Raw genomic sequence first — 22,695 nt, 5'->3', positions numbered from 1 at the left:
CATGTCTCGTGCGCGGGTTCCTGAACGCACCTTACGAGGAGCCGAGACTCCCCCGGACAGAGACGCAGGCCACCCCTGATTCACCTGACGTCCGCTCTCCTTTTGTCCGGAAGACGATAGTGCTCCTACGGCGGGCCCGCCGCCGCGGGGACGGCTCGATGGCTGGATCAGGACGGCAGGTGTGCGACCGGCGACAGCCCCGTCGCACCCTCGGTTGCGCAGCGGCTCTCGCTTCCGTGCGCCGAACGGCTGAATTCCTCGGGCGGGGGGCCGTGGCACGCGGCGGGAGGGAAAACCGTGCGCGGCGGGTGGCGTTGACCTGTTCTAGTTAGCATTCCTAACGAGGCATGCCGGACCATATGTCAGGCACACGATCAGGCACACGATCAAGTACACGATCAGGCACACGAGAGGCAGAGCGCATGAGCGAGTCGCAGGTCTGGGACGCCGTCGACGCCTACTTCACCGACCTACTCGCCCCGGACGACGAGGTGACGGCCGCCGCGCTGCGCGAAAGCGAGGCCGCCGAGCTGCCGCCCATCAACGTCACGGCGAACCAGGGCAAGCTGCTCCAGCTGTTCGCCGCGATGCAGGGCGCGCGGGCGATCCTGGAGATCGGCACGCTCGCCGGTTACAGCACGATCTGGCTGGCCCGTGCGCTCCCCGCCGACGGCCGTCTGATCTCGCTGGAGTACGACCCCCGGCACGCGGAGGTCGCCACCCGCAACATCGCCCGCGCGGGCCTCGACAAGGTGGTCGAGGTGCGGGTCGGGCCGGCCCTGGAGTCGCTGCCGCTGCTGGCCGACGAGAACCCGCCCCCGTTCGACCTCGTCTTCATCGACGCCGACAAGGCCAACAACGCCCACTACCTGGAGTGGGCGCTGAAGCTCACGAGCGCGGGCAGCCTGATCGTCCTCGACAACGTCGTACGGGGTGGCCGGGTCATCGACGCGGGCAGCGAGGCCGGGGACGTGCTCGGCACCCGCGCCGCGATCGAGCTGATCGCCTCGCACCCGAGGCTCAGCGGCACGGCCATCCAGACGGTCGGAGCGAAGGGCTACGACGGTTTCGCGCTGGCGCGCGTCCTGGCGTAGCCGGCAAGCGGGAACGGGGAGCTGGGACGGAAGCCCACAGCCGTCACGCCTCGTGGTAGAACCCCACGTTGACGCTGCGCGGCCCGGTGCGGTCGAAAACGATGATCTCGCCGGAGCCCGCCAGCGGCACGGTCCCGCCGTACGCGAGCTGCTGCGCGTACTCCCCGATCACCAGTCGCACCTCGGAGGACGGCTCGTCCTGCGAACCGCGCAGCCAGGTCACCTGCCAGGTGCCCTCGGGGCCGCACAGGAACTCCAGGTGCACGCGGGAGACGAACAGCCAGTCGTCCGGGGTCGCGAGACGGCACACGGACTTGTCCCGGCCCACCCGCAGCACGGCGCCCGGATCGCTGGGCGAGTCGGCCATCAGCATGCCGGCCGTGGCGCCCTCTTCCGTGCCGGAGACGGTGGCCATGGTCAGTTCGAGCACGTGCGCTCCCCTTGAGATGTCTGTGACATGCCTGTCGGCGTCCTGGGTCCTAAGTGTGCTTGTGCAGCCGCCGCATGATAAATCGCCCGGCCCCACCGCGTCCGGCACAATGGACGCATGACCGAGCGAAAGCCACCGGGTGTCCCGTTCGAGTCCTGGGTCGACAAGCAGATCCGTGACGCGGAGCGGCGCGGCGAGTTCGACCAACTCCCGGGCGCGGGCAAGCCGTTGCCACCAGGCACGGACACCACGTACGACGAACTCTGGTGGATCAAACGCAAGATGGCCCGCGAGGGCCTCTCCGTCCTGCCGCCGACGCTCGCCCTGCGCAAGGAGGCGGAGGACGCGCTCGCGGCGGCGTACGCGGCGCCCTCGGAACGCATCGTCCGGAAGATCATCACGGACGTCAACGTCAAGCTCCGCGACATGATGTTCAAGCCGCCGCCCGGCCCCCCGCTGGGCATGAAGCCGTACGACGTCGAAGCGGTCGTACGGGAGTGGCGGGAGCGCCGGGCGACGGCCGGGGAGTCCGGGACGTCACAGGTGTAGCAGTCGCTCCGTCAGGGCGCGGTAGTCCCGCAGGGCCAGGCGGAGTTGCTCGGTGTCGACGGTCGGCGCGGACGTGGCCGCCGTCGCCGCCCGGTCCTTGCCGCCGTCACCCTTGCCCTTCGCCGACTCCTGCCAGGACCCGCGCAGGGTACGGCGGCGCCGGTCCACGGCGTCGGTGAGGCGGGCGGCGAGTTCTTCCAGCACCTGGTCGGCCTCCTCCACGGCGTCCCGGGGGCCGTCGACGAACCGTACGACCGCGTGCCGCATCCGAGAGGCGATCCGGTCGCACTCGTCCTCGGGGAGGAGATGCGCCCCTTGAGCGTCGGCGGGGGGCGCGGTCGCGGTGGCGGCGGGGGTGGCCGCGGCTGTCCCGGAAGCGAGAGGAGCCCTGGAACCGGCCGTCGTGCGCCCGCGGGGCTCGCCCTCGGCCGGCCCGCCCGGCCCGTCCGGCAGGACGCCCTCGCCGGGCGGCACGGTCCCGCCCGGCGCCACGGTCCCGGCCGGGGGTGGGGGCGGCGGCGGGGTAGGGGCCGGGGTCGGAGCCGGGGCGGGGGGCCGCATCGGGTCGTCCGGCCTGCGGCCGTTCCCCGCGCCCGTGCCCACGCCCGTGCCCACGCCCGTGCCGCGGCCCGTGCCCGGGTCGGGTGTGACGTTCGGTGTCGTGTCCGGCATGGTTCAGCCCTCCTTCGCCTGGTGGCGGTGGAAGCCCCACGGCAGGTGGTGGCCGGAGCGGGAGCGGTCCTGTCGTGCGGGCTGCCGGGCGCGGTGCCGGCCGGAGTCGCGGTGGGCCGGGCCGACCAGGTCGTCGAAGAGCGCGCGGGCCTCGACCATGGCGGCCCGCATGTCCTCCGTGCCGGGCGCGCGACCGTCGTCCACACCACCTGCACCAGCCACCCCGGTCGCACCACCCCTACCGTCCGCGCCGGTCATGTGGACGCGTGCGACGCTGTGGACGCGTCGGTAGCCGTGGACGTGGCGGGCGTGGTGGACGGAGAGGGCGGCGAGCTGCTCGTCGTACTGGGCGCCCTCCGGGAAGCCCCGGGCGCCCGCCACCTCCGCGATCAGGTGGTCCGCCTCGGCGACCGCCTCCCGGGGCGAGTCGACGAAGCGCTCCTGCGCGGCCGTCCAGCGGGCCGTGAACCGATCGCGTTCGGCGGGCTCCAACGGCCGCTCGTGCAGCCCGCCGTGCCGCTGCACGAGAGCCTCCAGTTCCCGCTCGGCGGCCTTGACGTCCCCGTCGTGCCGGGCCACCGCCCGGTCGTACTCGGGTCCGAAGCGCTGCTTGAGGCCCCGTCCGCCGTGCGAGCCGCGGGCCCGTACGGCCAGGACGGCCGCGACGGCGACGACGGCCGCCACGATCACGATCAGAGCGATGATCACTCCTGTGGACATGCCTTGCCTTCCGGTGTGTCGGCCCCACGGGCCGGTTCCCGTTGCGGGTTGCCCGGACGGCGCCTCCCAAACGGCGAGCGGCGCGCGGCGCACGGCGCCCGTGATCCTCGGAATTGACGCGAGCAGCGTGTCGATTCGGCGGCGGACCGACCGACGCAAAGGCGGAAGCAAGGAGCGCCCGGAGTCGGGACCCGGAGCGGGCGCTGGAGCTGGCCCGGGAGGCGGCGGGCGGCAAGGACGTGTCGCTGGCGGGCGGCGCCGACCTGGTGCAGCAGTTCATCCGCAACGGCTGGCTGGGCGAGCTCCTCCTGCACGTCGTGCCGGTGCTGGCCTGCGGCGGCCGACGCCTGTTCGACAACCTCGACGACCTCGACGACCTCGGCGGCTCCAGCGGCTCCGGCCACCGGCACATCGAGTGGCAGAAGACGCAGGTGCTGGACTCGCCGGGGGCGACGCATATCCGGTTGCGTGCCCCGCACACCGTCGCCGCAGAATGACCGGATGACGCTGACGTCCTGGACCATAGCCCCCGAACCCTACGACTCCCCCGTCGCCGGCGCGCTCTGGCGGGAGTACTACACGGAGGTCAGCGACCGCTGGTACCTGCTGCACGAGGGCCGGCGGACCGATCCGGACGAGCTGGAGCGGGAGATCGCCGCCCAGAGCTGGGCCGAACTCACCCCGCCCGGTGGGCAGTTGCTGGTCGGGCGGTACGACGGTGAGCCGGGCGGCTGTGCGGGCGTGCGGCTGCTGGACGCGACGACGGCCGAGCTGAAGCGGGTGTTCGTGCGGGAGGGGCTGCGCGGGAAGGGCGGCGCTGCGCTCCTCGTCCGGGCCGCCGAGGACGCCGCCGTCGCTCTCGGCGCCGCACGGATGGTCCTGGACACCCGGGGTGACCTCGTCGAGGCCCGCGCTCTGTACGCCCGGCTGGGCTACGCGGAGACCGAGCCGTACAACGACGAGCCGTACGCCGAGCACTGGTTCGCCAAGTCGCTCGGCCAGGGCCCCGGATGAGCAAGTCCCTCAGGGGAGACGATGGTCGGTCACCACCCGTCCGCCGTACGGCTGTTCACGGTCCGAGCCGCACAGTTCGTCGTTCAGTTCCTTGACCAGTTGGACGAGGTCGGTGGGCCGGTCCGGGCCCCACCAGTCGCCGAGCAGTTCGGCCAGCGACTCCTCGCGGGCCCGCGCGAGACGTTCGGCGACCTCGTGGCCCTCGTCGGTCAGCACCATGTCGAGCCCCTCGCGTACGGCGAGCCGGCGCTCCTCGACCTGCCGGGCCCCCTCGATGATCACCGGGAGCGGGACGGTGCTGCGCTCGGCGAGCACGCCCGGCTCGACACTGCCGTACCGCTTGATCCGCAGGAGCAGCCAGCTCGCGGCCGGGAGGAGGTCGTGGCCGGCCCGCGCGGTGATCTTCACATAGATCTCGCGGCGGCCATCGCGGGTGCCGAGGACGGACAGCGCGCGGCACACCTCGTCGTACGACGACCGCTCCACCGGGTTGCTGGCCAGGGTCTCCGTCACGTCGGGGGCGGTGACCGAGCCGCGCAGCGGGTCCTCCTTGAGGAACCACGCCAGGACGAAGCCGAGGAGCGCGACCGGCGCCGCGTACAGGAAGACATCGGTGATGGAGGAGGCGTAGGCGTGCAGGACGCGCGGCCGCAGCGCGGACGGCAGGTCGGCGATGCCGCGCGGGTCGGCCTCCAGCGCGCCCGGCGAGACCCCGGGCGGGAGCGGGACGCCCCGGAGGGCGTCGGCGAGCTTGTCGCCGAGGCGGCTCGCGAAGACGGTGCCGAAGATGGCGACGCCGAAGGAGGCGCCGATGGAGCGGAAGAAGGTCGCGCCGGAGGTGGCGACGCCGAGATCCTCGTAGGCGACCGCGTTCTGCACGATCAGCACCAGCACCTGCATGACCAGGCCCAGTCCGAGGCCGAAGACGAAGAAGTAGGCGCTCATCTCGCCGGTGGAGCTGTGCTCGTCGAGCCGGTGCAGGAGGAGCAGGCCGAAGGCGGTGACGGCGGTGCCCGTGACCGGGAACACCTTCCAGCGGCCGGTGCGGCTGACGATCTGCCCGGAGCCCGTGGACGACAGGAGCATGCCGGCCACCATCGGCAGCATGTGGACGCCGGACATGGTCGGCGAGACGCCCTGCACCACCTGGAGGAAGGTCGGCAGGTAGGTCATCGCGCCGAACATCGCGAAGCCGACGATGAAGCTGATCACGGCGGAGAGGGTGAAGGTGCGGATGCGGAACAGCTTGAGGGGGAGGACGGGTTCGGCCGCCCGCCGCTCCACCGACACGAACGCGAAGGCCAGCAGCACGCCCAGGACCGTCAGTGCGACGATCTGCGGCGAGCCCCAGTCCCAGGTGGTGCCGCCGAGGGAGGCCACCAGGACCAGGCAGGTGGCGACGGAGGCGATGAGGAAGGTGCCGAGGTAGTCGATGACGTGCTTGGTCGGCCTGAGCGGGATGTGCAGGACCGCCGCGATGACGGCGAGGGCGACGACGCCCACGGGCAGGTTGACGTAGAACACCCAGCGCCAGCTGAGGTGTTCGGTGAACAGGCCGCCCAGCAGTGGGCCGAGGACGCTCGTGGTGCCGAACACCGCGCCGAACAGGCCCTGGTAGCGGCCGCGGTCGCGTGGCGGGACGAGGTCGCCGACGAGTGCCATCGACAGCACCATCAAACCGCCGCCGCCCAGGCCCTGGACGGCCCGGTAGGCGATCAGCTGCGGCATGTTTTGCGCCATTCCGCACAGCGCCGAACCGATCAGGAAGAGGACGATCGCGATCTGGAACAGCCTCTTGCGCCCGTACTGGTCGCCCAGTTTGCCCCACAGCGGGGTCGCGGCCGTCGACGCCAGCATGTAGGCCGTGACCACCCACGACAGGTGCTCCATACCACCCAGGTCACTGACGATGGTGGGCAGGGCGGTCGACACGATCGTCTGGTCTAGGGCGGCGAGGAGCATGCCGAGCAGCAGGGCGCCGATCGAGACGAGGACGTTTCCGGACACGTGTTCCTGACGTGGATCCGCCGTCCTGCTGTGCGCGTCCAAGGCCATGGATGCCTCCTGAGGCTCTGGTGACCCTTTCCATCGTGATCGGTGTGACCCGTTATGGCCTCTTGAGTCCTCGTAAGCCCCCTTGATTCCTGGCGGAATACGACATTCCGGGGGGCGCGGGCGGCCCGCTGTGTGGAGGATCTGCATAATCCTTGAAGTTTGGATGGGGAGGGACGAACACGTGATCGATCCGACGGGGCGACAGGGGCCATCGGGGCAGCGGGGGCTGCCCTGCCCGCAGTGCGGAGCGCTCCGCGCGCCCGACAACACCCCGTCCTGCTCGTGCGCCCAGCGCGCCGCCGAGTCCCTGCGCGACACGCGCACGGCGGAGGCGGCCGCGGCGGAGGACTTCGATCCACTGCGGATACGGCCGTACGTGGAACTGGAGGGACAGCAGCCGCCCACGGAGGGGGGCGGGGGTACGCCCGCGGAAGGCGGCTCGGGTACGGCCGGGGGTGCGGCGTGGGCCGCGGTTTCACCGGACGGTGAGCTGACCATGCCGCTGCCTGCGGTTCCGGCCGACGCGACCATGCGGTTGCGCGCGGTGGATCCCGCCGGGCCACCGCCGCACACGACGGCGGCGCCGTTCGCCCCGCCGGCTGCGCTCGCCGCCGAGCCCGGCGCCGGCGACCTGAGCCTGTTCGAGGCGGCGGCCGCCGGAGCCGCGCACCCCGACGACGAGGAACCGCGAAGCCCGCACCGTCGCCGGACGCTGCTGGTCGCGACGGCCGCCGCCGTCGTGGCCGTGGTGGCCGCGGCCGGGTTCGCGAGCGGGCTGTTCTCCTACGACAAGCCGACGCGCGACGGGGCTGCTCCGAAGGACGTACGGGCGGCCGTGCCGGTCCCCTCGACGAGCGCGTCCTCCGGGACGCCGTCGGCGAGCCCGTCCGCGCCCCCGTCGGCCTCCGAGGCGTCGGTGTCCCCGTCCGAGAGAGGTACTCCGTCGCCCTCCGCGGCGAAGGAGAGCGCCTCACCCTCGGCGTCCCCGTCGTCGGCGGCGACGGCCGCGAGCCAGGCGACGCCGACCGCCCACGTCAGCGTCTCCGCGAGGCCCGGGAACGGGGCCGACAAGAGCGCGCCGATCTCCGAGGGCACGGTCCTGCGGCGCGGCGACACCGGCGCCGAGGTGACCGAACTCCAGTTGCGGCTACGGCAGGTGTTCTTCTACAACGGCGATGCCGACGGCACCTTCGGCAGCGAGGTCGAGGAGGCGCTGCGCAACTACCAGTGGTCCAGAGGGACGACGGCGGACGGGCTGGGCGTGTACGGGGTGGCGACGCGGACGAAGCTGGAGTCCGAGACGACGGAACCGTGACGCGGGAGGTGGGGCGTCCCGCGCGGGGGACCCTTGGGGACCCCTACGAGCTGAAGGACAGCCGCACCCCGTCCGCCACGGCCTCCACCCGCACCTGCCGCAGATCCCCCACCACCACGTCCGGGCCGTGCACGGCCGCCCGTGGCCCCACGCCCACGACGCGCATCCCCGCGGAGCGCCCCGCCGCGATGCCCGCGCCCGAGTCCTCGAAGACCACGCAGTCCGCCGGGGCGACGCCGAGCTCGGCCGCGCCCTTCAGGAAGCCCTCGGGGTCCGGCTTGCTCGCGCCCACCGATTCCGCGGTGACACGCACGTCGGGGAGTTCCAGTCCCGCCGCGGCCATCCGGGCGGTCGACAGGGGGACGTCCGCCGAGGTGACCAGCGCGTGCGGGACGCCCCGCAGGGAGGCGAGGAACTCCGGTGCGCCGGGCACCGGCACGACGCCGTCCAGGTCGGCGGTCTCCTCCGCGAGCATCCGCGCGTTGTCCGCCAGGTTCAGATGCATCGGACGGCCGGGCAGCAGTACGGCCATCGAGGCGTATCCCTGACGGCCGTGGACCACCTTCATGACCTCGTCCCCGTCGAGCCCGTGCACATCGGCCCAGCGGCGCCAGATGCGCTCGACGACGGCGTCGGAGTTCACGAGGGTGCCGTCCATGTCGAGCAGGAGGGCGCGGGCGGTGAGGACCGGCATCATCAGCTCCAGGTACGTAGAAACAAGGCGGCCCCGCCCGCCGGTCAGGGAAAACGGGCGGGAGCCACTTTGTTTCCCCACGGTACAAAATAATCACCGCCCACCGCCACCCCCCGCAGAAACCTCCAGCAACCGTTCACCAACCGTTCAGCCCACCAACCCCGACTCCCCTCCCCGGCTCAGCGATCCCACCCCCGACTCCCCCGGCCCAGCGATCCCGCTCCCCGGCCCCGGTTCAGCCGGTGATCGCCTCCCACAGGCTCCATGCGCCGAGTGTCAGCATCAGGAGTGCCGCGAGCCGGGTGATCAGTTGCAGCGGGACCCGCTTCATCAGGGCCTTTCCGCCGACGATGCCCAGGCCGGCGACCGCCCACAGCGCCAGCACCGCGCCGAGGCCGACGGAGAGGGGGTCGTCGTAGCGGGCGGCGAGGTTGGCCGTCATGATCTGGGTGAGGTCGCCGAACTCGGCGACGAGGATCAGCATGAAGCCCGCGCCGGCGACCTTCCAGAAGGACTGGTTCTCCGGTCGCCGGATCTCCTCGTCGTCCTCGTCCTTCTTCAGCAGCAGCACGGCCGCGCCGCCCAGGAACAGCACGCCCGTCAGCGCGTGCACGAGTTGCTGCGGGAGCAGGGTCAGCACGCTGCCCGCCGCGACGGCCAGCGCGACATGCAGCGCGAAGGCGGCGGCCACGCCGGCGAACACGTACGAGGCGCGGTAGCGGGTGCCGAGGACGAGGCCGGCGAGTGCGGTCTTGTCGGGCAGCTCGGCCAGGAAGACGACGCCGAAGACGAGTGCCGTCACGGTGATGCTGATCAAGGTTCCTCAATCGGTCGGGGGCCGCCCCACCGAGAGTCCCGACTCCTCGGGAATGAGACACCTCGGCACGGCAGCACACGTATCACCCGTGCCGTACGGCACGGATGTGCACTGCTTGCCGAAGGTCTCGCTGGCCGACCCGCCACGACGGGTCCGCCTCCGGGCGCCGGCTCAGACGAGCTGAGCAGTATGTCGACGGTCCGGCGAAGAGCTACTCCCCTTCTGCGCATCCCATTGTACGAGATCGTTCTGCGATAAACCTTGTCGTGTCATGAGCACGTCACTAACTTCTAACCGGACGCACACCTCCCCGCAATGCGACACGGCGAGCATTCCAACGCTCGCGCTCCAACACCCCCGCCTCCCCAAGGGAGTTCGCATGTCGAAGTTCTACGCGCGTGGACGGCTGAGCATACTCGCCGCCCTCACGGGCCTCATAGCCTCGGTCGGGCTGTTCACCTCCCCGACCGCCTCCGCCGCTCTCCCCACCCCGGTCAGCGCCGCCACCGCGCGCAGCTACCTCGCCTCCCTCACCGTCGCGAGCGAGGTCAGGACCGGCTACAGCCGGGACCTGTTCCCGACCTGGATCACCATCAGCGGCACCTGCAACACCCGTGAGTACATCCTCAAGCGGGACGGTACGAACGTCGTCACCAACTCCGCCTGCACCGCCACCAGCGGCAGCTGGTACTCCCCCTACGACGGCGCCACCTGGACCGCCGCCTCGGACCTCGACATCGACCACCTCGTCCCGCTCGCCGAGGCCTGGGACTCCGGCGCCCGCAACTGGACCACCGCCCAGCGCCAGGCCTTCGCCAACGACGTCACCCGCCCGCAGCTGATCGCCGTCACGGACAACGTGAACCAGCAGAAGAGCGACCAGGACCCGGCCGAGTGGATGCCGTCGCTCACCTCGTACCGCTGCACGTACGTCCGCGCCTGGGTGCAGGTGAAGTACTACTACGACCTCTCGGTCGACTCCGCCGAGAAGAGCGCCCTGACGAGCTACCTCGCCAACTGCTGAACCCGCTCGCCGCGTTGACGCCGGGGAGTCGAGGGTCCTGGCGCCGGCGGCCGGCCGGGGCTGTCACTCGCACGGGTGACAGTGATCGATGAGGTGCGCGGACGGGGAACGTGTGGTCTACGTTCACGGCATGGCACGGTTTCGGATGTACCCGACGGGCGAGCAGGAGCGGCAGATGCTGCTGCACTGCGCGCACGCCAGGTACGTCTGGAATCTTGCCGTGGAGCAGCATGCGCACTGGCGGAAGGGTCGCAGGTCCGCGCCCGGTTTCGCGGAGCAGTGCCGTCAGCTCACCGAGGCCCGGCGCGACAACGAGTGGCTGGGTGCCGGGAACGCGGACGTGCAGCAGCAGGCGCTGAAGGACTTCGCCCAGGCCAAGAACGCGCGTTTCACGTCCGGGTTCGGTGAGCCGACCTGGCGCAGGAAGCACCTGCACGAGGGCTTCCGCGTCATCGGCACCGACCGCGTCCCCGAGCACGGCGCGGACGGCTCGCCGAAGCTGAACGCGAAGACCGGCAGGCAGGTCATGGGCCGCTCGGTCGTCGTGCAGAAGCTGAACCGGCGATGGGCTCAGGTCAAGGTGCCCGGCTGCGGCTGGGTCCGCTTCCGCCTCAGCGCCCGGGGCAAGGGCGCGAAGCTGCCCGACGCGAAGACGTTCCGCGTCACCTACCGCAACGGGCAGTGGCACGCCGCGTTCGCCGTCGTCCCCGAGCCGGTGCCCGCGCCCGGCACCGGCGGAACCGTCGGCATCGACCGCGGCGTGATCGTCACCGCCGCTCTCTCCGACGGCCGCAGGCTGAACTGCCCGCAGCTCACCGTCAGGGAGCGGGCGCAGATCCGCAAGCACCAACGGCGCGCCGCACGCGCCCCCAAGGGCAGCGAAGCCAAGGCTGCCGGGCACGCGAAGGCCGCGAAGCTGAAGGCCCGCGAGGCGAACCGGCGCAAGGACTGGTGCGAGAAGACCAGCACCATGCTCGCCCGCACCTACGACCTGATCCGCTTCGAGAAGCTGAACATCAAGAACATGACCCGCTCCGCGAAGGGAACCGTGGAGCAGCCCGGCAAGAACGTGGCGCAGAAGTCCGGCCTCAACCGGTCGATCCTCGCCCAGGGCTGGGGCCTGCTCCGGCAGCGCACCGGGCACAAGGCCCCCGGCCGGGTCGAGGACGTTCCCGCCCCGTACACGAGTCTGCGGTGCAGTGCCTGCGGGTGGATCGACAAGAACTCGCGCAAGAGCCAAGCCGAGTTCGTCTGTTCGTCCTGCGGCTTCACCTGCAACGCGGACACCAACGCAAGCCACAACGTCGCGGCAGGACAGGGCGGGATCCCCCGCCCCCGGCAGACAGCCGGTGCCGGAGGGACGACACCGCCCACGCGGTCGAAGAACGTCCGTGAACCTCAACCCAAACCGGTTGAAATCCCCCTCTTCTAAGAGGGAGAGGATGTCAAAACTCCATCCCCCTGTCGATCGATCGATACGGGTGGGCTTCCGCTTCGGCTGGAGCGCCGTGGCCCGTGCGCTCGGGCGGCGCTTCCGCCGGCACGGGCGCTGTCCGCGGCCGCCCGTCGACTGGCGCAGGACCGGCGGGCCGTGGTTCGGCAACCAGCTCATGTCCCTGACGCTGAACGGCCGTTCGGCCCGGCTGCGGCTGGAGCAGGCGCGGGGCAACAGCGCGCTGACCGCTGTGGAGGAGTCCGAGCTCACCTCCTGATGCGGGACAACGGGGGCGGGTGGGGCCCGCGTTGGCTTCCGTGACGGCGGGGGTCCCCCGTTCTCGAAGAGTTCGAGGGGCATGATGAGGCGGACCGTCCGCTTCCGTCAGGGCCTCGCGGGCGACCTGCTCCATCGCGCCCCACACGCCCGGGAGTCACCCCGTTGCCCTCAGTGAACGCCGATCTCGCCGTCGCCCTCGTGGGCGCCGGCCCGCGCGGCACCAGCGTCCTGGAACGTCTCTGTGCCTCAGCGCCCGAGCTGTTGCCGCCCGGGGTGCGGCTGACCGTCCATGTCGTCGATCCCGCCCCACCGGGACCGGGGCGCGTGTGGCGGACCGCGCAGTCGCCGGAGCTGCTGATGAACACCGTGGCCTCGCAGGTGACCCTGTTCACCGACGACAGCGTGGACTGCGCGGGCCCGATCCGCCCGGGCCCGAGTCTGCACGCGTGGGCGGGCGGCGAGCTGGGACCGGACGAGTACCCGACCCGCGCGCACTACGGCCGCTACCTGGAGTGGGTGTTCGCGCGGACCGTGCGCGAGGCCCCGCCCTCGGTGCGCGTCGAGACGCACGCGGCGAGCGCGGTCCGGCTCGACGACGCCGCCGACGGCCGTCAGGTCCTCACCCTGGACGACGGCCGTGTCCTGCCCGGCCTGTCCGCCGTCGCCCTCGCCCAGGGGCATCTGCCCGTGGTCGCCGACGCCGCCCGGCAGCGCCACGCCGCCCACGCCGAACGGCACGGCCTGCGCCATGTCCCGCCCGGCAATCCGGCCGACGTCGACCTCGGCGCGCTCGCCCCCGGTGAACCGGTCCTGCTGCGCGGCCTGGGCCTGAACTTCTTCGACCACATGGCCCTGCTGACCACCGGCCGGGGCGGCCGCTACGTCCCCGTCCCGCACGGCCTGCGCTACCTGCCCTCCGGCCACGAGCCGCGCCTGTACGCCGGCTCCCGGCGCGGCATCCCCTACCAGGCGCGCGGCGACAACGCCAAGGGGCCGTACGGGCGTCACACCCCGCGCGTGCTGACCCCGGAGGTGATCGCGGGCTTCCGCAAGCGCGCGGACTCCGGTGAGGCGCCCGACTTCCTCGCCGAGATATGGCCGTTGGTGGCGAAGGAGGTGGAGACGGTGTACTACGCGGCCCTCGTACGGCGTGCGGCGTTCCTGGACCGGTTCCTCGCCGTCCCGCACCGCGCTCCCCAAGAGGCCCTGATACTCGACGAGTTCGGGGTGCCCGAGGCAGCCCGCTGGAGCTGGGAGCGGATCTCCCGGCCGTATGGGGAACACCGGTTCGCGCATCCGGGGCAGTGGCGGGACTGGCTGCTGGCGTATCTGCGCAGGGACGCGGCGGAAGCCGCCCGGGGCAATGTCGACGGCCCCTCGAAGGCGGCCCTGGACGTGCTGCGCGACCTGCGCAACGAGCTTCGGCTGATCGTCGACCACGCGGGGCTGGCCGGCGCCTCCCGCCGGGACCACCTGGATCGCTGGTACACCCCGCTGAACGCCTTCCTGTCGATCGGACCGCCCCGCCGCCGCGTCGAGGAGCTGGCCGCCCTGGTGGAGGCGGGGGTGGTGGAGGTGCTCGGGCCCCGGCTGGAGGTGCGGGAGGAGGACGGGGCCTGGCGGGCGCACTCGCCGCAGGTGCCGGGCTCGGCCGTCCGCGTGAGAACCCTCATAGAGGCCCGGCTGCCGGAGACGGACGTGCGCCGCACCGCCGACACCCTGCTGGCCCGGCTGCTGAGGACCGGACAGTGCCGTGCCCACACGGTGGACGGTTACGTGACCGGAGGACTGGATGTGACACAGCGCCCCCACCACCTGATTGACCGTCAGGGACGGTCGCACGTAAGGCGGTTCGCCTTCGGGGTACCCACGGAGGGCGTGCACTGGGTCACCGCGGCGGGCGCCCGCCCGGGGGTGGATTCGGTCACACTTTCGGACGCGGACGCGGTGGCGAGAGCCGTTCTACGTGCCGCGAAGGCGGAAACGGAGCCCCAAACGGAGCCCAAGTCGTGGCCAAAAGTTGAACTTGAAAGTATCTATTAGGTCCACCTAACGTGAGTCGCTCATTCGGTACCGCCGCCCCAACGGCCCGTCATCTCCCCTTGTACGGGACCGGCCCTGACCGACACCGAAGGAGCACCCCCCATGTCCGCTCGTCTCAACACCGCACAGCCCTACGCCGTCGGCCTCTTCCGCATCGTCGTAGGCCTGCTCTTCGCCTGCCACGGCGCGTCCTCCCTCCTGGGCGTCCTCGGTGGCGTCCCGGGCACCGATGGCGGCACCATCGACTCCGGCACCTGGCCCGGCTGGTACGCGGCCGTCATCCAGCTCGTCTGCGGCAGCCTGGTGCTGCTCGGCCTCGGCACCAGGGCCGCCGCGTTCCTGGCCTCGGGCTCCATGGCGTACGCCTACTTCGACGTGCACCAGTCGGCCGCCCTGTGGCCCATCGAGAACGGCGGCGAGGCCTCGGCGATGTTCTGCTGGGCCTTCCTGCTGCTGGTCTTCACCGGTTCCGGCGCACTCGGCCTGGACCGCCTGATCGCGCGCCGCACGGCCACCGAGCGGGAGCCCGCGGAGCAGCAGGCGACGGTCGCCGCCTGACCGTCCCGGCCGAACGGCACCCTTGCTCCGCGGCCTGGACCCTGCCGCGGAGCAAGGCGTCGGTCGCGGCGCAGGTGAACGTGCTGTGCCGAACACACGAGCCCCCCGTGAATCCGCTGTCACACCCCACGCGTACGCTGTATGGCTGTCATTGGCCGCACCTGCCGCTCCCCCGCGACACAGCGGCACGGTCGGCTGTCACGGGGGAGACACGGGGAGTCTGCGGTGTTCGAGAGTGTGGGGGCTTTGCTCGGCAGCCCCTGGATCTACGCGGTGGTGGGCCTGTCGGTCCTCCTCGACGTGTTCCTGCCGGTGCTGCCCAGCGGAGTGCTCGTCATCACCGCGGCGACGGCCGCGGCGGCGGGCTCGGGCGCGGCCACCGGCCAAGTGCCGAACGACGTCCCCGACATCATGGTCCTGATCCTCTCCGCGGCGACCGCCTCGGTCCTGGGCGACCTGGTCGCCTACCGGCTGGCCTGGCGCGGCGGTGAGCGACTGGACCGGGCGATCTCCCGCTCCCGCCGGCTGACCACCGCGCAGGAACGTCTCGGCGACGCGCTCGCCCGGGGCGGCGGCGCCCTGGTCGTGCTGGCCCGCTTCGCCCCGGCCGGCCGTTCCGTCGTCTCCCTCATCGCGGGCGCCGCCCATCGCCGCCCGCGCGAGTTCCTCCCCTGGTCCGCGCTGGCCGGCCTGTCCTGGGCGGGCTACAGCGCCGCCCTCGGCTACTTCGGCGCGCACTGGCTGGGCACGACCTGGCTGGCGACGGGGGTGTCGCTGCTCGCGCTGTTCGGCGCGGGCGCGGGCGCGGCATACGTGATGCGACGGCAGCCGGCGTAACCGGGCCGTTCCCGGCCCGCGGGCAGCTTTCAGCCCTCGCGCCCGCGCGCGTACGTCGACGTCATGCCGCCGTCGGGCGGTGCGACCCGCGCACCTCCAGGTTGTCCAGCAGTTCCGCGGTGGCCGCGGCGATGACCTCGACCGCTCTCTCGAACACCTCCCGGTTGTGCTCGGCCGGCGCCCGGAAGCCGGACACCTTGCGTACGTACTGCAGGGCTGCGGCGCGAATCTCGTCCTCCGTGGCCTCCTCGGGCAGGGCGGGGGGACGCAGCGTCTTGATACTCCGGCACATGTGCCCAGTCTGCCCCGGGCCCCCGCCCGCGTGCCATGATCACGTCCGAGGCGGCCACCGCACCCGCGGGGCCGACCGACGAGAGGACGACATCACCATGACGAACGACACTCTGCGCGTTGCCGTGCTCGGCCCCGGCGGGGTGGGCGGCCTGCTCGCGGCCCTGCTGTCCCGGGCCGGACACCGGGTGACCTGCCTGGCCGGCGAGGACACGGCCGCCGCCCTGCGCACCGACGGCATCCGCGTCCACAGCACGCAGTTCGGCGACTTCACGGCCCGCGTCGACGCGGACACCGAGCTGCGCGTCCCGGTCGACGCGGTCCTGATCGCCGTCAAGCACACCGCCCTCGACGCGGCCCTGACCCGCATCCCCGGCCCGGCACTCGGCGACGACGCCCTCCTCGTACCGTTCCTGAACGGCGTCGAGCACCCGGACGTGCTGCGCGCCCTCCACCGCCCGGACCGGGTGGCCCCGGCCGTGATCCGCGTCGAGTCGACCCGGGTCGCGCGGGGCGTGATCGAGCACGCGAGCCCCTTCACGGAGATCGACCTGGCCGGCGACGCCGTGCCGCGGCCCCGCCTCGACGCACTCGCGCGGACGCTGACGGCGGCCGGCCCGACCGTCCGTGTCCTGCCGGACGAGACGGCCGCACTGTGGGCGAAGATGGCGTTCCTCGCGCCGTTCGCCCTGCTCACCACCCGGTACGGCCTGCCCCTCGGCGAGGTCCGCACCCGGCACCGCGAGGAGCTGATCGCCCTCGTCGAGGAGACCGCGGCCGTCAGCGGCGCCTGCGGCGCCCCCGCCGACCCGGCCCAGGCACTCGCCCGCTACGACGCTTTCGCACCCACCGCCAAGTCCTCCATGCAGCGCGACGCCGAGGCGGGCCGCCCTCTCGAACTCGACGCGATCGGCGGGGCGTTGCTGCGGGCGGCCGAGCGGCACGGCATACCGGCGCCGGTGACGACGCGTCTGGTACGGGAGTTGGCGGCCGCTACACGCTAGGCAGCGCCGTGCCGCTGCTCCGCAGATTGACGTACCAGTCGTTGGACCGGATCGGGTTCCCCTTCGGGTACTCGAGGTCGATCTGCCCGAGCAGGGTGAAACCGGCCTTGCGGCACACTCCGTTGGACGCCGCGTGATCGACCTTGGGGAAGGCGTGCAGGGACGGGTGGCCGCCGTGACCGGCCGCCTGTCCCGCGACCTCCATGAGCGCTCGGGCGGCCCGCACGGCGAGGCCTCTGCCCTGGAACTCGGGCAGGGTCGCCCACCCGGTCTCCCACACCGTGCCGCCCCGCACCTGGGTCTCCCAGTAGCCGATCGACCCGATCGTCTCCCCGCTGTCCGCCAGCTCGACGCGGTACATACCGCCCGGGGCCACCGCGAGGTAGCGGCGGTGTCGGTCGGCGAGCTTCTCCTCGCTCTCCGGCCCGCCGAGATGCGCGGTCATCTCGGGGCTGTTGGACCGCTGCAACAGCCAGAAGTCGCCCTGCGACCATGGCACCAGCCGCACCTGCTCCACACCACTGTGATCCATACGGCAACCGTAGAACGAGGGTCTGACAACGGGCCGGTCCTTCGGAACGGTTGCCCTGACGGAAGGGAACACCCATGCCCGGCTCCGCACCCCCCGTTCTCGCCTACGACGGGGACTGCGGCTTCTGCCAGAGCTCCGTCGACCGCGTCCGGGCGCTCGCAGCGCCGACGCTGGAGGCGGTGCCCTGGCAGTTTCTGCCCGCCGAGGAGACCGCACCGCACCTCGAACGGCTCGACCAGGAGGTGCTGTTGCTGCACGGCGGCACGGTTCTCGCGGGCGGGGCGGACGCGCTGGCCCGCTGGGTGGGCACCTCGCCGTCCGGCGTGTACCGCGTGCTCGCGGCCGTCGTACGGCTGCCCGGCATCCGGGCCGGCGCCCGCGTGGTCTACCGATGGGTGTCCCGCAACCGGTACCGGCTGCCCGGCGGCACTCCCGCCTGCGCGGTGCCGCCGCGCTGATCCGGACGAGCGGTGCTGTGAGTCCCCGCAACCCCACTCGAACGCACGTTCACACGGACACTCCAAAGGAGCTCGCCACTCAAATTCGAACAGGCGTACCATTGCCGTGTGGCTAAGACCTATGACTTTCCCAGCGACCTGCGCGCCGGTCAGGAGGAGCTGCATCAGGTCCGGGCCGAGCTGGCGGCCCTGCTGAAGCGGCTGCCCTGGTCCGTCGAGCCGCTGGACGGCTTCAGTGACGACGGGGGCTGGCGCAAGGTCGAGCGCCCCGCCTCCCCCGGCTGGACGGCCGACGAACAGGCCGAGGTGGAGAAGCTCCGGCGCCGGGAGCACGAGCTGGCGGTGTTCGTGAGCTGCCACCGCTTCTGGGCGGAGGTCGCCGAGGCGGACCGGGTCGAGGCCCGTATGAGCCTCAAGCACGCGCATCCCGACACGTGAAAAGGCCCCCGGATCGCTCCGGGGGCCCTCTCGCTCTCCTGGTGGGCGCGGACGGTTTCGAACCGCCGACATCCTGCTTGTAAGGCAGGCGCTCTACCCCTGAGCTACGCACCCAGGACGAGTCGACAGCCTACATTGCCGGTGCCTGTGTCCTGCAAACCCGTATCCGCCCGAAGACTCCCCCGAAGCTCCCCGGAGCATTCCCCGAGGATTCCCCCCGGGGGTTAGCCCCACCCCGGATGCGGGAGCCCACCGGATCGTCCGCCCGCCCGCGGACGCCTACGGTCGTCAGTGCGCATCAGTACGCATCAGTGCACCGTCAGGCAGCAGCCCAGGGGGAGACCGACATGGCCCGTACGACCCGTACGACCGGCACGACCCGTACGACCGGCACGGCCCGAACGCGCCGTTCGACCCGTAGGGCGCTCGCCGCCGTCGTCGTGGTCCTCGCCGCGGGAGCGACCGCCTGCGCCTCCGCCGACGACGACGAGCATCCCGACCACCGGTCCTTCGGCCTGCAGGGCAGCACGCTCACGATCGACTCCGACGACTCGGCGCTCGAGGTCGTCGCCTCGGACACGGCCAAGGCGGGCACGGTCGACGTCACCCGGTGGTTCCAGGGGTCGGTCACCGTCGGCAGCAGCCCGAAGGTGACCTGGTCGATGAAGGACGACCGGCTGACGCTGCGCATGCACTGCTCCGGCCTGGTCGCCGACTGCGCCGCCAAGCACCGCGTCGTGGTGCCCCGGGGCGTCGCCGTGAAGATCGACAGCGACGACGGCAGCGTGCGGGCGCAGGGCTTCCGGGACGCGCTGAGCGTGCGTACCAAGGACGGTTCCGTACGCGTCACCGACTCCAGCGGGCCGCTGGAGCTGCGCAGCGACGACGGCTCCGTACGCGCCGAGGTCGCCTCGCGCACGGTGAACGCGCACACGAAGGACGGCTCGGTGCACCTGACCCTGAGCGCCGTACCGGACCGGGTGGAGTCGGTCAGCGACGACGGCTCGCTGACGATCGCGCTGCCCGCGGCGACGTACCGGGTGACCACGAAGACCGACGACGGCGGGGTGCATGTGTCCGTCCCGCGCGACGAGTCCAGCGCGCATGTCGTGGACGCGCGCAGCGCCGACGGCGAAGTCACCGTCAAGAACGCGAACTAACGGGCCCGTGTGTTCGTCCTTAACCGGTGGGAGAATGAGACCGGGCAGGGCGGATCACAGCACGGGAGAGGGATGTGACGGCGACACCAGCGCAGCCGTACTCGCCGTTGGTGCCGCGCGCACGGCGTTCCGCGCGAAAGGCGTTGCGTTCAGCGCTCCAGGACACCGTCACGCTGGTCGCCCTTCCTCTCGTGGTCGCCCTCGCGCTGCCCGCCGCGTTCGCGGGCGGCGGCACCCGGCGCTGGTTCGGCGGGCGGGCGGAGGGTCAGCGGGCCGAGGCGCAGGCCGCGAAGGACGCCGCGGCGGCCGCGTTCTACGAACTGGACACCGCCCAGCGCGAGCTGCGGATCTCCATCGAGACGATCATGGCGGTGGACGACACGCCGGCCGCCCGGCGCGCGGTCTCCGACTTCGAGGCCGTCGGCCGACGCATCGACGAGGCCAGCAGCCAGTACATCAACGCCGTCGACGCCCACGATCTCGACCGGGACGACCTGGAGGCGTCGGTGGCCGCCCGGGCGCGCACCGAGCTGACCCGTGCGAAGGACGAGTTGGGGCGCGTCAAGCAGGAGCTGGACCGGTTCGCCGACGGGCTGGGCCCCCTGCTCGGCAAGGCCGAGACGCAGCTGGCCCGGCTCGCGCCCGCCGTGGAGCGGGCCCGGCAGGCACTGCTGGCCGCTTCCCAGGCCCTGGACGCCGTACGGGAGAGCGGTCTGCGGGCGGACGATCTCGCGGCGCGGCTGGCGGCGCTCGCGCCCGAGCTGACGATGCTGAACCAGGGCGCGGGGCAGCACGGGGTGCCGCAGACCTTGGAGCGGGCTGAGCGGGTGTCGCGGGAGGCCGAGGCGGTCCGCGTGGAGGCGGAGCGGCTGCCGGAGCGGGCCGCCGAGATCGACCACCGGCTGGTGTCGCTGCGTACGCGCGCGCAGGCGCTGGAGACCCGCTCGGGGCAGGTGGAGCCGATCCTGAGCGAGCTGCGGCGGCGGTTCTCGGCGGCCTGCTGGCAGGACCTCCAGCACGTCCCCGAGCAGGCCGGGGAGAACGTCCGGCAGGCGGAGGCGAAGCTGAAGGAGGCGCAGGCCGCGCGGGACGCGCAGCGCTGGGCGGACGCCACCGCGCTGCTGTCGACGGTGCGGGCGCTGCTGAACGGCACGGACGAGGCGGTGTCGGCGGCCGGTGACCGGCTGAGCAGGCTGAACGCCGTGCAGAAGGATCCGCAGGCGGAGATCGACCGGACCCGGTTCGCGATCCGGGACGCGCAGCGGCTGGCCATGTCGGGCCGCAACACGCCCGATCCGCGGCATGCGCGCCCGCTGGACGACTCGGTGGCCCGGCTGGAGCGGGCGATCGCCACGCTGGAGGGCCGGCACCCCGACTACTGGCACTTCCTGACCGAGACGGAGGCGGTGCGGCGGGCGGTGGCGGACACGGTGGCCCGGATCCGCGAGGAGCGCGGCACCGGGCAGTGACGCCCCTGACGCCCCTGACGCCCCGACATTGCCCTCGGCGGGCGGCGGGCGGATATTGAGAGTACGTACGGCCCCCGTCGGCACGTCCACCCCCAGGGAGGCGGAGATGGCCACACACGTACTGCACGGCCGGTCCGGACGGCGGATCAGACTCAACGACCACCTGCCCGTCGACCATCGCCTGAACCTGGTCTACCGGATCGGCGCCGGGCTGATGGGCCTGGGTCTCGTCGTCTTCGGGATCTTCGGGATCATCGACAAAATCGGCTTCTTCGACACCGGCGGGGACGAGGTGTGGAGCCTGAACACCAACGGTGCGCTGAGCTGGCTGTCGGTCGGTGTCGGACTGCTGCTCTTCGTGGGCATGGTGATCGGCGGGAACTTCGCGTCGACGCTGAACATGACCCTCGGCGTCCTGTTCATCCTCAGCGGCTTCCTGAACATGGCGCTGCTGGAGACGGACTACAACTTCCTGGCCTTCAAGATCCAGAACTGCATGCTCAGCTTCGTGATCGGGATCCTGCTGATGGTCTTCGGGATGTACGGCAGGGTGGGATCCGCCCTGCCGCACGACAACCCGTACTGGCGGGCCCGTCATCCCGAGGAGTGACGGGGCGACGGGCCGGCCGGATCAGGTGCGGTAGGCGTAGTAGTACGTGTTCGGGTACGACGCGAGGATGCTCGACAGCGACCTGCGCAGCGTGTTGTTCGAGTGGTACGTCAGGTACGGCATGCCGTTGGCCTTGTACGTGACGATCATCGTGTGGTCCTTGGACCCGTCCCGGTCGAAGTCCATCTGGAGGACGTCGCCGACCTCGAGCTGGTACACGTTGGCGAGCGGGGTGGTCCGCTTGGAGTTCTGGGCGAACCAGGACCACTCGTTGACGCCGACGAACGAGTCCGACTGGATGTCGGCGTTGCCGAACCACTTCGTGTAGTCGTACACGTAGCCGGGGACGTGCTTCCAGCCGCCCGCCTTCAGAGACTGGCTGACGAAGTTGGTGCAGTCGCCGCCGGCGGTGTGGTTGTTGAAGTCCGGGTAGTCCTTGTTGTAGACGTTCCAGTACTTCTCGGCGTAGGCCGCCATGGCCTTGTAGTCGTACGTGGTACCGGTCTTCGGGACAGCGGGCGGGTTCCAGCTGGTCGCCGCGCGCGGGGCGTTCGGCATCGGGTTGTCGTCGGCCGCGGTGTTCACCTTGACGGACGTCGGCTTGGACAGCGTGTTCACGGCGAGGCCACCCTGGTCGGTGTCCGTGATGCCGGTGAGCTGCCAGTTGCCCTGCTGGTCGGCCTTGAACGTCAGCTCGTGCCTGGCCTGGAACCCGGTGGTCTTCGGCGCGTCTCCGCGGGCCTGCGCGTAGGTCAGGGTCGTGGTCTCGGTGACCGCGGCCTTGGCCGTGCGGCCCGTCACGCGCGTGGCGTTCAGGGTGACGGTGGTGGCGGCCTTGCTGTACTTCTCGCCGGCCTTCGCGAGCTTGTCCTTGCGCTGCTCCAGGGAGGACACCGTGGCGCCCTCGCTGCGGGCGGTGCCGGAGGACAGCTTGACGTTACCGGAGAAGCCGTTGGTCAGCGGCTTCGCGCGGTCGCCCTGGGCGCCCGTGACGAGGGCGTCCGTACGGTCGGTGAAGACCGCGTCCGCCAGCCGCTGGAAGGTGGCCTTGGTCTTGGCGTCGACCGTGGGGTCGTCGACGACCGCGGCGCCTGCGGACCAGTTGGGCAGCAGCGCGACTCCGGCGACGACCGAGGTCGCCGCTGCCCCGAGTATCGTGACGCGGCGGCGCGTCCCGCTCAATTTCCTTGACTTCAC

The 22,695-nt window shown here is 71.8% G+C and carries 25 protein-coding genes, 1 tRNA gene and 1 pseudogene; 17 read left to right on the top strand and 10 right to left on the bottom strand.

The annotated features are described in order from the left end of the window. Nucleotides 1-422 precede the first annotated feature (422 nt). The gene (locus tag B5557_RS31665; RefSeq protein ID WP_079662652.1) at nucleotides 423-1,094 is read left to right on the top strand and encodes an O-methyltransferase; all 672 of its coding nucleotides are present in this window, start codon (nucleotides 423-425) and stop codon (nucleotides 1,092-1,094) included. A 43-nt stretch (nucleotides 1,095-1,137) separates the two neighbouring features. On the opposite strand, the gene B5557_RS31660 is transcribed toward B5557_RS31665, so the two are convergent. Next, nucleotides 1,138-1,524, bottom strand: a complete 387-nt coding sequence (locus B5557_RS31660; protein WP_079662651.1) for a hypothetical protein — start codon at nucleotides 1,522-1,524, stop codon at nucleotides 1,138-1,140. 117 nt (nucleotides 1,525-1,641) lie between these two features. Here B5557_RS31660 and B5557_RS31655 point away from each other — a divergent pair, with 117 nt between their 5' ends. Further along, on the top strand, nucleotides 1,642-2,073 hold the full coding sequence (locus B5557_RS31655; protein WP_079662650.1) for a J-domain-containing protein: 432 nt from the start codon (nucleotides 1,642-1,644) through the stop codon (nucleotides 2,071-2,073). Here B5557_RS31655 and B5557_RS44540 read toward each other — a convergent pair. Then, nucleotides 2,062-2,745, bottom strand: a complete 684-nt coding sequence (locus B5557_RS44540; protein WP_180291675.1) for a hypothetical protein — start codon at nucleotides 2,743-2,745, stop codon at nucleotides 2,062-2,064. The two genes, B5557_RS31655 and B5557_RS44540, sit on opposite strands and share 12 nt — an antisense overlap. A gap of 3 nt (nucleotides 2,746-2,748) precedes the next feature. Beyond that, a complete protein-coding gene (locus B5557_RS31645; RefSeq protein WP_079662649.1) occupies nucleotides 2,749-3,465 on the bottom strand; it encodes a hypothetical protein in 717 nt (238 codons plus the stop codon). Nucleotides 3,466-3,578: 113 nt separating this feature from the next. On the opposite strand from B5557_RS31645, the gene B5557_RS31640 reads away from it, so the two are divergent. Together B5557_RS31640 and B5557_RS31635 are read left to right on the top strand one after the other, a co-directional pair. Beyond that, on the top strand, nucleotides 3,579-3,962 hold the full coding sequence (locus B5557_RS31640; RefSeq protein ID WP_231976096.1) for a dihydrofolate reductase family protein: 384 nt from the start codon (nucleotides 3,579-3,581) through the stop codon (nucleotides 3,960-3,962). A gap of 4 nt (nucleotides 3,963-3,966) precedes the next feature. Beyond that, nucleotides 3,967-4,479 (top strand): GNAT family N-acetyltransferase, encoded by a 513-nt coding sequence (locus tag B5557_RS31635; RefSeq protein WP_079662648.1) that lies wholly within the window; start codon nucleotides 3,967-3,969, stop codon nucleotides 4,477-4,479. 9 nt (nucleotides 4,480-4,488) lie between these two features. Here the strand turns inward: B5557_RS31635 and B5557_RS31630 are convergent, their stop codons facing one another. Beyond that, nucleotides 4,489-6,534, bottom strand: a complete 2,046-nt coding sequence (locus B5557_RS31630) for an MFS transporter (RefSeq protein WP_079662647.1) — start codon at nucleotides 6,532-6,534, stop codon at nucleotides 4,489-4,491. Nucleotides 6,535-6,715: 181 nt separating this feature from the next. On the opposite strand from B5557_RS31630, the gene B5557_RS31625 reads away from it, so the two are divergent. Continuing rightward, complete coding sequence (locus B5557_RS31625; protein WP_231976095.1) at nucleotides 6,716-7,849, top strand: peptidoglycan-binding domain-containing protein; 1,134 nt, start codon at nucleotides 6,716-6,718, stop codon at nucleotides 7,847-7,849. Between the two features lie 43 nt (nucleotides 7,850-7,892). Here B5557_RS31625 and B5557_RS31620 read toward each other — a convergent pair whose 3' ends face one another. Both B5557_RS31620 and B5557_RS31615 read right to left on the bottom strand, forming a co-directional pair. Then, complete coding sequence (locus tag B5557_RS31620) at nucleotides 7,893-8,543, bottom strand: HAD family hydrolase (RefSeq protein WP_079665113.1); 651 nt, start codon at nucleotides 8,541-8,543, stop codon at nucleotides 7,893-7,895. 235 nt (nucleotides 8,544-8,778) lie between these two features. Then, complete coding sequence (locus B5557_RS31615) at nucleotides 8,779-9,360, bottom strand: TMEM165/GDT1 family protein (protein WP_079662645.1); 582 nt, start codon at nucleotides 9,358-9,360, stop codon at nucleotides 8,779-8,781. A gap of 379 nt (nucleotides 9,361-9,739) precedes the next feature. Here B5557_RS31615 and B5557_RS31610 point away from each other — a divergent pair, with 379 nt between their 5' ends. The 6 genes and pseudogenes from B5557_RS31610 (at nucleotide 9,740) to B5557_RS31585 (ending at nucleotide 15,536) form a co-directional block, all read left to right on the top strand. After that, a complete protein-coding gene (locus B5557_RS31610) occupies nucleotides 9,740-10,384 on the top strand; it encodes an HNH endonuclease family protein (RefSeq protein WP_079662644.1) in 645 nt (214 codons plus the stop codon). Between the two features lie 130 nt (nucleotides 10,385-10,514). Next, nucleotides 10,515-11,816 (top strand): RNA-guided endonuclease InsQ/TnpB family protein, encoded by a 1,302-nt coding sequence (locus tag B5557_RS31605; RefSeq protein ID WP_079665112.1) that lies wholly within the window; start codon nucleotides 10,515-10,517, stop codon nucleotides 11,814-11,816. Nucleotides 11,817-11,829: 13 nt separating this feature from the next. After that, nucleotides 11,830-12,096, top strand: a pseudogene (locus B5557_RS31600) (alkaline phosphatase D family protein); the annotation flags it as partial. 164 nt (nucleotides 12,097-12,260) lie between these two features. Then, nucleotides 12,261-14,141, top strand: coding sequence for an FAD/NAD(P)-binding protein (locus tag B5557_RS31595; RefSeq protein WP_079662643.1), 1,881 nt, complete (start codon nucleotides 12,261-12,263; stop codon nucleotides 14,139-14,141). A 102-nt stretch (nucleotides 14,142-14,243) separates the two neighbouring features. After that, the gene (locus B5557_RS31590) at nucleotides 14,244-14,699 is read left to right on the top strand and encodes a DoxX family protein (RefSeq protein WP_079662642.1); all 456 of its coding nucleotides are present in this window, start codon (nucleotides 14,244-14,246) and stop codon (nucleotides 14,697-14,699) included. Nucleotides 14,700-14,924: 225 nt separating this feature from the next. Continuing rightward, a complete protein-coding gene (locus B5557_RS31585; protein WP_079662641.1) occupies nucleotides 14,925-15,536 on the top strand; it encodes a DedA family protein in 612 nt (203 codons plus the stop codon). A 61-nt stretch (nucleotides 15,537-15,597) separates the two neighbouring features. Here B5557_RS31585 and B5557_RS31580 read toward each other — a convergent pair whose 3' ends face one another. Next, entirely contained in the window at nucleotides 15,598-15,828 is a 231-nt protein-coding gene (locus tag B5557_RS31580; RefSeq protein ID WP_079662640.1) for a DUF2277 domain-containing protein, read from the bottom strand. Nucleotides 15,829-15,925: 97 nt separating this feature from the next. On the opposite strand from B5557_RS31580, the gene B5557_RS31575 reads away from it, so the two are divergent. Beyond that, nucleotides 15,926-16,831, top strand: coding sequence for a ketopantoate reductase family protein (locus B5557_RS31575; protein ID WP_079662639.1), 906 nt, complete (start codon nucleotides 15,926-15,928; stop codon nucleotides 16,829-16,831). Here B5557_RS31575 and B5557_RS31570 read toward each other — a convergent pair. After that, nucleotides 16,821-17,363 carry a GNAT family N-acetyltransferase gene (locus B5557_RS31570; RefSeq protein WP_079662638.1) on the bottom strand — a complete coding sequence of 181 codons (543 nt, stop codon included), beginning with the start codon at nucleotides 17,361-17,363 and terminating at the stop codon, nucleotides 16,821-16,823. The genes B5557_RS31575 and B5557_RS31570 overlap by 11 nt on opposite strands. Before the next feature lie 74 nt (nucleotides 17,364-17,437). On the opposite strand from B5557_RS31570, the gene B5557_RS31565 reads away from it, so the two are divergent. Both B5557_RS31565 and B5557_RS31560 read left to right on the top strand, forming a co-directional pair. Beyond that, complete coding sequence (locus tag B5557_RS31565) at nucleotides 17,438-17,821, top strand: thiol-disulfide oxidoreductase DCC family protein (protein ID WP_079662637.1); 384 nt, start codon at nucleotides 17,438-17,440, stop codon at nucleotides 17,819-17,821. Nucleotides 17,822-17,929: 108 nt separating this feature from the next. Beyond that, nucleotides 17,930-18,259, top strand: coding sequence for a hypothetical protein (locus B5557_RS31560; RefSeq protein ID WP_079662636.1), 330 nt, complete (start codon nucleotides 17,930-17,932; stop codon nucleotides 18,257-18,259). A 39-nt stretch (nucleotides 18,260-18,298) separates the two neighbouring features. Here the strand turns inward: B5557_RS31560 and B5557_RS31555 are convergent. Continuing rightward, nucleotides 18,299-18,373: transfer RNA gene (locus B5557_RS31555), tRNA-Val, on the bottom strand. Nucleotides 18,374-18,606: 233 nt separating this feature from the next. Here B5557_RS31555 and B5557_RS31550 point away from each other — a divergent pair. The 3 genes from B5557_RS31550 to B5557_RS31540 all read left to right on the top strand — a co-directional run bounded on the left by B5557_RS31550 (nucleotide 18,607) and on the right by B5557_RS31540 (nucleotide 21,498). Continuing rightward, nucleotides 18,607-19,419 carry a DUF4097 family beta strand repeat-containing protein gene (locus tag B5557_RS31550; RefSeq protein WP_107472657.1) on the top strand — a complete coding sequence of 271 codons (813 nt, stop codon included), beginning with the start codon at nucleotides 18,607-18,609 and terminating at the stop codon, nucleotides 19,417-19,419. A 74-nt stretch (nucleotides 19,420-19,493) separates the two neighbouring features. Then, nucleotides 19,494-20,888 carry a hypothetical protein gene (locus B5557_RS31545; protein ID WP_079662635.1) on the top strand — a complete coding sequence of 465 codons (1,395 nt, stop codon included), beginning with the start codon at nucleotides 19,494-19,496 and terminating at the stop codon, nucleotides 20,886-20,888. Nucleotides 20,889-20,994: 106 nt separating this feature from the next. Further along, complete coding sequence (locus tag B5557_RS31540; protein WP_079662634.1) at nucleotides 20,995-21,498, top strand: DUF4383 domain-containing protein; 504 nt, start codon at nucleotides 20,995-20,997, stop codon at nucleotides 21,496-21,498. 21 nt (nucleotides 21,499-21,519) lie between these two features. Here the strand turns inward: B5557_RS31540 and B5557_RS31535 are convergent, their stop codons facing one another. Continuing rightward, entirely contained in the window at nucleotides 21,520-22,695 is a 1,176-nt protein-coding gene (locus tag B5557_RS31535; protein WP_173877752.1) for an amidase domain-containing protein, read from the bottom strand.

The sequence above is a fragment of the Streptomyces sp. 3214.6 genome (assembly GCF_900129855.1).
Taxonomy (GTDB): domain Bacteria; phylum Actinomycetota; class Actinomycetes; order Streptomycetales; family Streptomycetaceae; genus Streptomyces; species Streptomyces soliscabiei.
This window is presented reverse-complemented; position numbering and strand designations above follow the sequence as displayed.